This is a genomic window from Rhodoligotrophos appendicifer, from assembly GCF_007474605.1.
Lineage (GTDB): Bacteria > Pseudomonadota > Alphaproteobacteria > Rhizobiales > Im1 > Rhodoligotrophos > Rhodoligotrophos appendicifer.
This window is the reverse complement of sequence record NZ_VHKL01000009.1, coordinates 249,047-258,134: the sequence shown is the minus strand read 5'-3', so window position 1 is coordinate 258,134 and position 9,088 is coordinate 249,047. Positions and strand designations below refer to the sequence as shown.

The window sequence follows — 9,088 nt, the reverse complement described above, 5'->3', positions numbered from 1 at the left end:
GCGCCCGGGATGACGGGGTGGCGGTCTCCTCAGGCGCGGGCTTCAGGTTATGGTGGCGCGGGCGCGTTTGTTGGCGCGACGGGCGAGATGTTCTCCGAGGCTTTGCAGTCCCTGGACGAGGACGACGAGGACGACCACCACGAGGGCCATGACTTCCGGGCGGAAGCGCTGGTAGCCGTAGCGGATGCCGAGATCGCCGAGGCCGCCGCCGCCGACGGCACCCACCATGGCGGAATTCGCGACCAGGCTCACGGCGGACAGAGTGAGGCCCAGGATGATGCCGGGCATGGCCTCGGCGACGAGTACCTTGCGGACGATCTGGAAGGGGGTCGCGCCCATGGCCAGCGCCGCCTCGACAAGACCCTGATCGACCTCGCGAATGGCGGTCTCGACGATGCGGGCGATGAAGGGGGTGGCGGCGACGGCCAAGGGCACGATGGCCGCATCGGTGCCGATGGAGGTGCCGACGACGAGACGGGTAAAGGGAATGATCGCCACCACCAGGATGATGAAGGGGGTGGACCTGAGAATGTTCACGACGAAGCCGAGGCTGCGGTTCACAGCGGGGGCGTGGAACAGTTCGCCGCGGCCGCTGGTGGCGAGATAAACGCCAAGGGGCAGGCCCAGGGCCGTGCCGATCAGGCCGGAGATCGCGACCATCTGCAGGGTCTCCGACAAAGCGCGAAGAATGAGTTGGACGAGTTCAGGCGACATAGCCGAGATGCTCCAAAGTGAGGCCGAATTCGGCGAGATGGTCGCGGACCTTGTCGACGACCTTGGGGCCGTTGGCGAAGGCCACGAGCAGGGTGCCGAAGGGGCGGCCGGCGATCTCGTCGACCTCGCCCTGAAGAATGGCGACATCGACGCCGAGAATGCGGGCGAGGCGGGAGATGACGGGTGCGGTCGCGTGCTCGCCGGCAAAGGTGATGCGAACCAGGGCCCGGCTGTCCTGGCGCGGCTCGGCATGGAGCTGGCCGGCCACGAAAGCGGGGAGGGCGCGGGAGCGGTCGGCGCCGAGAAAGGCGCGGGTGACCTCGTGCTGCGGCGCGGAGAAGAGGTCGAAGACGTCGCCCTGCTCGACGATGCGGCCGGCATCGAGGACGGCGACGCGGCTGGCGATTTGTTTCACCACGTCCATCTCGTGGGTGATGAGGGCGATCGTCAATCCGAACTCGCGGTTGATGCGGGCGAGGAGCTCGAGGATCGACCGGGTGGTCTCGGGATCGAGGGCCGAGGTCGCCTCGTCGGAGAGGAGAAGCTTCGGCTCCGTGGCGAGCGCGCGGGCGATGCCGACGCGCTGCTTCTGGCCGCCGGAGAGCTCGGCGGGGTAGCGGTCGCGCTTGTCGGCCAGGCCGACGAGGTCGAGAAGGGGCTCGACGCGGGCCCGGATGCGGCGGCTGTCGAGGCCCTGGAGCTCGAGGGGGAGCGCCACATTGTCGTAAGCGGTGCGCGAGGAGAGCAGGTTGAAGTGCTGGAAGACCATGCCGATGGCGCGGCGGGCCGCACGCAGCTCGGCACCGTCGAGCCGGGCGATGTCGACGCCGTCGACGATGACTTCGCCGGTGGTGGGGCGCTCGAGGCCGTTCAGGAGGCGGACGAGGGTGCTCTTGCCGGCGCCGCTGCGGCCGATGATGGAGGAGATGCCGCCGCGGGGGATGTCGAGGCTGACGTCGTCGAGGGCGGCCACGGAGGCGGCGGCACCCCGGGCCTCGAAGCGTTTGGACACTCCGGCGAGGCGGACCATGGGGAGGTCGGTGGGCGGGGATGGGTACTGCTGGGGACCGTGCACGACGACGTCCTCGGGAAAATTCTCGCCGGCGACGGCGCCGTAGGGCAGAACCAGGGCATCGAAGGGCGCGGTCAAAGTGATGGGGCTGTTCATGGTGGCCATCATGAGCATGCGGCGGCGCCACAGGGTGCCGGCCGGAGTGAGACTGTTCAGTGTTCGATAAGATTTCAGGCGCCGAAAGCGGCGTGCCCGATCAACAGTGCTCGATACAGGTCATGACAACACTCCTCACGCGGAGCCCGGCGATCAGCCGTGGCGCTTTAGCCCTTGATGACGCGGCGGCAAGCTGCTGCTCAAATCCCGCGGCCGTCTAGCGGCAGACGTGAAGATGAGGGGGACGGTTTGTTTTGTCAACCGTTTTGTTTGTAATAACGAACGGGGGAGGGCGGGGGCAGGGGTGGGGAGGGTGCGAAGGGTGCGGAGGCCGTGGCGGTCCCGGATCTGCGCTGCGCTCCGTCCGGGATGACCGGGGTGTGGGGGCTCTTCTGTTCTGGCTGTCATCCCGGGCTTGACCCGGGATCCCGGGCGGCATGGGGTCCCCGAGCCGCATGGAGTCCCGTCCTTCGAGACGCAGCCTCACGGCTGCTCCTCAGGATGAGGGGGATGAGGTCTTGGCGGTCCCGGATCTACGCTGCGCTCCGGCCGGGATGACCCGGGGGTGGGGGGCTGCGCTCCGTCCGGGATGACGCGGGTGTGGGGTGCGCTGCGCTTCGGCCGGGATGAGGGGCTGGCGGATCAGAAGAAGGGGAGGCTCAGTCCGTAGCGATAGACGTAGCCGGCGATGCATCCGGCTGCTATTCCGCCAAACAGGCTCATGACATAGGCAATCAAGGTGCTCACGGGAATGCTCCGCGCAATGCGGAGGTCGTGGCGCTCAGCATGCAGTCCCCCCTCGCTCTTGTTCCCGCCGCCGATTCGGGCGGCGTGGTTTCACACTCACCGGAGGCTCCTGCGGCGCCCCAAGTGATTCGACCCGTCTGCTTCCATTATGCCGGATTTGTGGCGCTTTTCGGGAACGAAGATCCCTCCAAGCCATTGTTATGCAGTATTCACGGAGGCGGTCATGGCCGAGAGCAATCTTCAGGTTTCCACACCATCATCTGAGCAGGGCGGTGCGGATGCGAACCGGACCGGAGGCGTGACCCGCAGCCTGGGCGCCTCGGCGCGCGAGTTGCGCAACGAGGCCAAGGACATGGCGCAAAGCGTCGTGTCCCAGGCGAAGGGCGCCGTGGACAGCCAGATCGACCGGGGTGCCGACCAGTTGTCTGGCGTCGCCGAGGCGGTTCGGAGATCGGCCGACGAGCTCGAAGAGAAAAGTCCCCTCGCGGCGCGCGGCGTCCGCCAGGCGGCCAGCGCCATTTCCAGCGTCGCGGCTTCCATCAAAGGGCGGGGCCTCGACGGCGTGGTCGGCGCGGTCGACGATTTCGCGCATCGGCAGCCGGCCGCATTCTTCGGCGCCGCCGTGCTCGCCGGGTTTGCGCTGTCGCGCTTCCTCAAAAGCTCCGCCGAGCGGCGGGAGGATGATTTCTACACCCCGGATGACGGCTATCCGTGGACGCCGCCAGCCGGGCATGCGCGTGCCGATTATGCCGCTTCGGCCACCGACCAGCCGACACCGGAAACGGACGCTGCGTATCGCGAGTTCAAGACCCAGGCGGAGCCGGGCGGAGGATTGTCATGACCATGCGAGGCGATGACAGCGTGCGCAGCGTTCCCAACCTGCTGAGCGAGGTGCTGGGACAAATCACCAGCCTGTTCCGCAAGGAAATGCAACTCGCGCGCGCCGAAGTTTCCGAAAAGCTCGATACGGCCGTGGGGGCGATCGGTGCCATCGTGGCGGGTGCCGTCCTTATCATCGCCGCCCTCGGCGCGCTGGTCCAGGCGGCCGTTCTCGGCCTGATCATGGCGGGGATTGCCCCCCATTGGGCAGCCCTGGTGGTGGGCGTCGTTCTCGCCATCATCGGCATTATCGTCGTGAAGATGGGCATGAGCCAGCTCAGTGCCGCCAAGCTCGCGCCAAAGCGCACGGTGGCGCAGGTCAATCGGGACGCAACCCTTGCACGGGACCAGGTAAGATGAGCCAGTCTGATCACATGACCAGCGCAGAAATCGAACGCGACGTCGAGCAAACCCGTGCCCATCTCGCGGGAACGCTGGACGAGCTGCGGGAGCGGTTGTCTCCCGGGCGCATGCTGGACGAGGCCTTGACGCTGGCGCGCGACAGCGGTGGTGCGGATTTCACCCGCAATATCGGGCGCCAAGTGCGCGACAACCCGCTGCCGGTCCTGTTGATCGGCGCCGGCATCGCCTGGCTCATCGCCGGGCGCGGCGGTCCGTCGTCGAGCCGGCTGGGGCACCTGGCGAAGGATGCACGGCGCCGTCTGCCGGCACCGCAGAGCTGGGGCACGGACGAAGTGGCCCGCAAAATGAGCGAAGGCAGCCAGGAGATCGGCTTCGAAAATCGTTCGTTCCAAGACCAGAGCCACAGCTCCGGAACGCGCGGCGGCACCCACCGGCTTGCTTCCCTTGCCGGATCCGTGACGGAGACCGCGGGAGGTGCAATCCGCTCCGCCCGCGACGGTGCCCGGTCTGCGGCCGGGGCGCTGAGTTCCGGCGTCAGCGGCCTTTCGTCGGCGGCCTCGGGTGCGGCTTCGCTGGCAGCGGATGCCTATGACGCCGCGGGCCACCTCGTGTCCGACGCGCGCTCCGGGCTTTCAAGCGCCGCCGGCAGCGTCCGGCATGGCAGCCTGGACGCGGCGCGCTTTGCCCGTCGCGGAGCCCGGTCGACGCAAAAGGGCATGATGCAGATGATCGAGGAACAGCCCCTCGTGGTGGGTGCCCTTGGCATCGCCCTGGGCGCCCTCATCGGTGCGGCCCTGCCCTCGACGCGGCGCGAAGATGCCTGGATGGGGGAGCAGGCCGACCAGGCCCGGGAGATGATCGGTGATGGTGCACGTCACGGCGCCTCGGCCGCCGTTGATCTCGTGGAAAACACCTATGACGCGGCCAAGGCCGAAGCGAAGGCCCAGGGCCTCAATCCCTCCGCTATGAAGGAGGGCCTCCGAGACCTGGGCGAACGGGCGACCGCCGTCATCCATACAGCCGCGGAGACAGCCAAGGACGAGCTCGGCGTGGCGACCGGCGCCGCGGCCGGCGAGCACGGCCAGAAGCAGGATGCGAGCCCGACCGGTCCTGCGACCCCCGGCTTGAACGGGGCGGCGACGATCGGCGATCCCGCGACGGACCCCTCCAGCAAGCCACCCGTCCCCACATTGTAAAAGATTCCCGCGGTATGGCGTATGCGGGAAGGAAGCGGCCATTCGGCAGCAATGCTGGATGGTCGTTTCCAAACCGGCCTCGCTGACGATTGCTTGCCCGGGACGCTGAGGCTATAGCCAAGCGCAGAGTTCAAAGGCGGCGCCTCGGGTGCCGTCCGATGCAGCAAGGCGCCCCCGGCGATGGTTCAACGGCTTCACCACGATTCCCCCGGTTTCGAGACCGCATTCGCCGCGCTGCTCGGCGCCAAGCGCGAGGCCGCCGCCGATGTGGATCAAGCGGTCAGTGCCATCCTCGCACAGGTGCGGGCGGAGGGGGACGCGGCGCTGTGCGCGCTGACACGGCATTTCGACCGGCATGAGGTATCCTCCGAGCGCCTCGCCTTCAGCGCGGCGGAGATCACGGAGGCTGCCGATGCCGTGGAGCCGGAGGTGCTCGCGGCCTTGCAGGTCGCCTATGAGCGGATCGTCGCCTATCATGTGCGGCAGCGCCCCCAGGACGATCGCTTCACCGATGCCTGCGGGGTCGAGATGGGCCATCGATGGACGGCGGTTGAGGCTGTCGGCCTCTATGTTCCCGGCGGTACCGCGGCCTATCCCTCCTCGGTGCTCATGAATGCGGTGCCGGCCAAGGTGGCCGGAGTCGAGCGGCTGGTGATGGTGGTGCCCACGCCGGACGGACGGGTGATGCCGGCGGTGCTCGCCGCGGCGCGGATCGCCGGGGTGGATGAGATCTACCGGATCGGCGGGGCGCAGGCGATTGCCGCCCTGGCCTATGGAACGGCCACGATCGCGCCCGTGGGCAAGATCGTCGGGCCGGGGAACGCCTATGTCGCAGCGGCGAAGCGGCAGGTGTTCGGAACCGTGGGGATCGACATGATCGCGGGCCCCTCGGAGGTGCTGGTGCTGGCTGATGGGAGCAATGATCCCGCCTGGATCGCGGCGGATCTCCTGGCGCAGGCGGAGCATGACGCGGCGGCGCAGTCGATCCTGATCACCGATGACGAAGACTTCGCGGAGGCCGTGGCGGCGGAGGTCGAGCGGCAAGTGCCGCTCCTGCCACGGGCCGCCATCGCGGCGGCGAGCTGGCGCGATTTCGGTGCCCTCATCATCGTGGAGCATCTCGAACAGGCCCTGCCGCTGATCGACCGGCTGGCCCCGGAGCATCTGGAGATCGCGGCAGAGGAGGCGGAAGCGCTGGCGGCACGGGTGCGCAATGCCGGCGCGATCTTCATCGGGCGGTATACGCCGGAGGCGATCGGGGATTATGTGGGCGGGCCCAACCATGTGCTGCCGACCGCCCGCAGCGCACGATTCGCCTCGGGGCTCAACGTGCTCGACTTCATGAAGCGGACCTCCCTCCTCAAATGCTCGCCGGAGGCTTTGCGCGCCATCGGCGGTCATGGCATGGTGCTGGGGCGAGCGGAGGGGCTCGACGCCCATGTCCGCTCCATCGCCATCAGACTCAACGGTGCGTGACGGCCATGGGTGAGCGGGAGAACGGCCAGGACGGCACTCCCTCTCCCGAGGGCAAAGGCGGCGCGCCCACCAACCGGCTGATCGAGGTCGGGCTGGACGAAGCGAGCCTGGGATCGGCTTCGCGCGACATCGAACATGAGCGGCGGGTGGCGATCTACGACCTGCTGCAGCAGAATGAATTCGAGCTGGTGGGCGCCAGCCGCGGACCCTATCGGCTGACCCTGTCGGTGGCGGAGGGGCGGCTCGTGTTCGAGATCACCGACGAGGGGCGCCAGCCCTGCGCCATTTTCGGGCTCTCCATGTCGCCCCTGCGGCGCATGGTGAAGGACTATTTCCTAGTCTGCGAAAGCTATTACCAGGCCATCCGGACGGCGAGCCCGAGCCAGATCGAGGCGATCGACATGGGGCGGAGGGGCTTGCATAACGAGGGAAGCACACTGCTGCAGGAGCGGCTGAAAGGAAAGGTGGCCGTCGATTTCGACACGGCGCGGCGTCTGTTCACGCTGATCTGCGTGCTCCATTGGCGCGGCTGAGGTTGCGTTCATGAACCGGGAGCTGCCTCAGGCGGTGCTCTTCGCCTGCGGGCACAATGCGGTGCGTTCGCCGATCGCCGCCGGGCTGATGCGGCATTTCTACGGGCATCGGGTGCATGTGGTGTCCTGCGGGGTGCGTGCCGGGGACCTCGACCCGTTCGCGATCGCGGTGATGGCGGAATGGGGGATCGACATCTCACGGCATCATCCGACCAGCTTCGAGGACCTCACCGACACCATGATCGACGTCATCGTGTCGTTGACGCCCGAGGCGCATCATCAGGCCCTGGAAATGACGCGCAGCCTGCCGCTGGACGCCGAATACTGGCCGACACAGGATCCGACGCTCACGGAGGGAAGCCGGGAGGCGCGGCTCGAGGCCTATCGCAGCGTCCGCGACGGGCTGATGGCGAAGATCCGGTCGCGATTTCGCAGGGAGGGCGCCCCGGTGGTCTAGCGCGCGCCGAGATCGAGGCCCCGGGGGCTCGCATCCCGGTGCGAACAGCCGGGGTTCGCATCCCGGTGCTCGCCATGAATGCTGGACGATTGCCTTCGGACGGAGTTCAGATGTAGTCAACGACGGGGGCGAATGGCAAGGTCGCCCGAATCGACCATGACCGGAACCGTGCATGTCTGAAGATATCGTGAAGCTGGTGCTCGCCAGCGCCTCGCCGCGGCGCATCGCGCTTCTGGAACAGGCGGGACTCAAGGCCGATCTCATCTATCCCGTCGACGTGGACGAGGAACCGCGGCGGCGCGAGGCGCCCCGGCTCTTGGCCGCGCGTCTGGCGCAGGAAAAGGCGCTGGCGGCGGTGGCCACCGCGACGGTGCGCGGGCTGGGACGCAATGTGTTCGTTCTCGCCGCAGATACGACCGTGGCGGTGGGGCGGCGCAATCTGGGGAAGACGGAAGACGTCGACACCGCCATCGACACCCTGAAGCTGCTTTCGGGCCGGATGCACCGGGTTTACACGGGCGTGTGCGTGATCACGCCGACGGGCAAGCGGATCCGGCGCCTGGTGGAAACGCGGGTGCGGTTCAAGCGTCTGTCACGAGAGGACATCGATACCTATATCCAATCGGAGGAGTGGCGCGGCAAGGCCGGCTGCTATGCCCTGCAAGGCCGGGCGGAAGCCTTCGTGCGGGCCCTGGGCGGCACTTATTCCAATGTGGTGGGACTGCCGCTCTACGAAACGGTGACCATTCTGGAGGGGGCGGGCTATCCCGTCTATTTCCGATGGAACCAGACGCCGGGAATGTAAATCGAGACGGTTGGATGGCGGAGACAAAACAAACGAGCGAGCCGGTGCGGCTGAGGCCACGGCGCGGCTGCGCGGTGTGCGGCAAAACGACGGTGCAGAAGTATCACCCCTTCTGCTCGGCGCGTTGCGCGGATGTGGATTTACATCGGTGGCTCAGCGGACATTACCGCATTCCCGGGAGTGCGGTGGATCTGGAGGAAACCGACGGCGCGGAGGGCGTGGGAGAGGGCGGTCCCCTGCCGTCCGGCGGGGCCAATGACGATTGGCGCGAGGACTGAGACGGTCCGATCGGCCGAGCCAAGACCTCGGTCGGATGGCCCTTGCGGGCGGATTTCCGTTGCCGCAGCCCGCGCGCGAGGCGCTGCCGCGCGGAGGAGCCGGGAAAGGCGGACAAGCGCTGGACAGGGCCGGGACGATCTCCTATAACGCGACCCGGTTGCCCGCGAGGCGGCACCCCTCGGCCCTCCGATGGCGTCCGCCCCGCAGAAACAGCCGCCCAGGTAGCTCAGTTGGTAGAGCAGCGGACTGAAAATCCGCGTGTCGCTGGTTCGATTCCGGCCCTGGGCACCACCTATTTTCCCCGCCAGATCAAACACTTACCAAAGGAATATGTGTCATACATATCCCTTTTCGTGTCGCATGTGTTGCAGTCCGCTCCCAAGCATTTCTGCGGATTTCCATCTGTTGCCGGCAGGTCAACGCAACATGGATGCGACATGAAACGGGCATAATGTCGAAACAAACATTATA

10 protein-coding genes and 1 tRNA gene are annotated in these 9,088 nt (G+C 67.3%); 9 read left to right on the top strand and 2 right to left on the bottom strand.

Annotation, left to right across the window (positions count from 1 at the left end; genetic code table 11):
* Nucleotides 1-42: 42 nt before the first annotated feature.
* Entirely contained in the window at nucleotides 43-714 is a 672-nt protein-coding gene (locus FKM97_RS20285; protein ID WP_144294246.1) for a methionine ABC transporter permease, read from the bottom strand.
* On the bottom strand, nucleotides 704-1,744 hold the full coding sequence (locus tag FKM97_RS20280) for a methionine ABC transporter ATP-binding protein (protein ID WP_144294348.1): 1,041 nt from the start codon (nucleotides 1,742-1,744) through the stop codon (nucleotides 704-706). The genes FKM97_RS20285 and FKM97_RS20280 overlap by 11 nt, the downstream gene beginning before the upstream one ends.
* Before the next feature lie 1,108 nt (nucleotides 1,745-2,852).
* Between FKM97_RS20280 and FKM97_RS20275 the strand changes: the two genes are divergently transcribed.
* The 9 genes from FKM97_RS20275 (at nucleotide 2,853) to FKM97_RS20235 (ending at nucleotide 8,908) form a co-directional block, all read left to right on the top strand.
* Complete coding sequence (locus tag FKM97_RS20275) at nucleotides 2,853-3,470, top strand: hypothetical protein (protein WP_144294245.1); 618 nt, start codon at nucleotides 2,853-2,855, stop codon at nucleotides 3,468-3,470.
* The gene (locus tag FKM97_RS20270; RefSeq protein WP_144294244.1) at nucleotides 3,467-3,868 is read left to right on the top strand and encodes a phage holin family protein; all 402 of its coding nucleotides are present in this window, start codon (nucleotides 3,467-3,469) and stop codon (nucleotides 3,866-3,868) included. The genes FKM97_RS20275 and FKM97_RS20270 overlap by 4 nt, the downstream gene beginning before the upstream one ends.
* Nucleotides 3,865-5,067 (top strand): DUF3618 domain-containing protein, encoded by a 1,203-nt coding sequence (locus FKM97_RS20265; RefSeq protein WP_144294243.1) that lies wholly within the window; start codon nucleotides 3,865-3,867, stop codon nucleotides 5,065-5,067. Before FKM97_RS20270 ends, FKM97_RS20265 begins: the two co-directional genes overlap by 4 nt.
* Nucleotides 5,068-5,247: 180 nt before the next feature.
* Nucleotides 5,248-6,543, top strand: coding sequence for a histidinol dehydrogenase (gene hisD, locus FKM97_RS20260; RefSeq protein WP_144294242.1), 1,296 nt, complete (start codon nucleotides 5,248-5,250; stop codon nucleotides 6,541-6,543).
* Nucleotides 6,544-6,548: 5 nt separating this feature from the next.
* A complete protein-coding gene (locus FKM97_RS20255) occupies nucleotides 6,549-7,076 on the top strand; it encodes a UPF0262 family protein (RefSeq protein WP_144294241.1) in 528 nt (175 codons plus the stop codon).
* 10 nt (nucleotides 7,077-7,086) lie between these two features.
* Nucleotides 7,087-7,533 carry an arsenate reductase ArsC gene (locus tag FKM97_RS20250; protein WP_144294240.1) on the top strand — a complete coding sequence of 149 codons (447 nt, stop codon included), beginning with the start codon at nucleotides 7,087-7,089 and terminating at the stop codon, nucleotides 7,531-7,533.
* Between the two features lie 172 nt (nucleotides 7,534-7,705).
* On the top strand, nucleotides 7,706-8,338 hold the full coding sequence (locus tag FKM97_RS20245; RefSeq protein ID WP_144294239.1) for a Maf family nucleotide pyrophosphatase: 633 nt from the start codon (nucleotides 7,706-7,708) through the stop codon (nucleotides 8,336-8,338).
* Between the two features lie 44 nt (nucleotides 8,339-8,382).
* Nucleotides 8,383-8,616: a DNA gyrase inhibitor YacG gene (gene yacG, locus FKM97_RS20240; RefSeq protein ID WP_342783571.1), complete on the top strand. Its 234-nt coding sequence runs from the start codon at nucleotides 8,383-8,385 to the stop codon at nucleotides 8,614-8,616.
* A gap of 216 nt (nucleotides 8,617-8,832) precedes the next feature.
* Nucleotides 8,833-8,908: transfer RNA gene (locus FKM97_RS20235), tRNA-Phe, on the top strand.
* Nucleotides 8,909-9,088 lie beyond the last annotated feature (180 nt).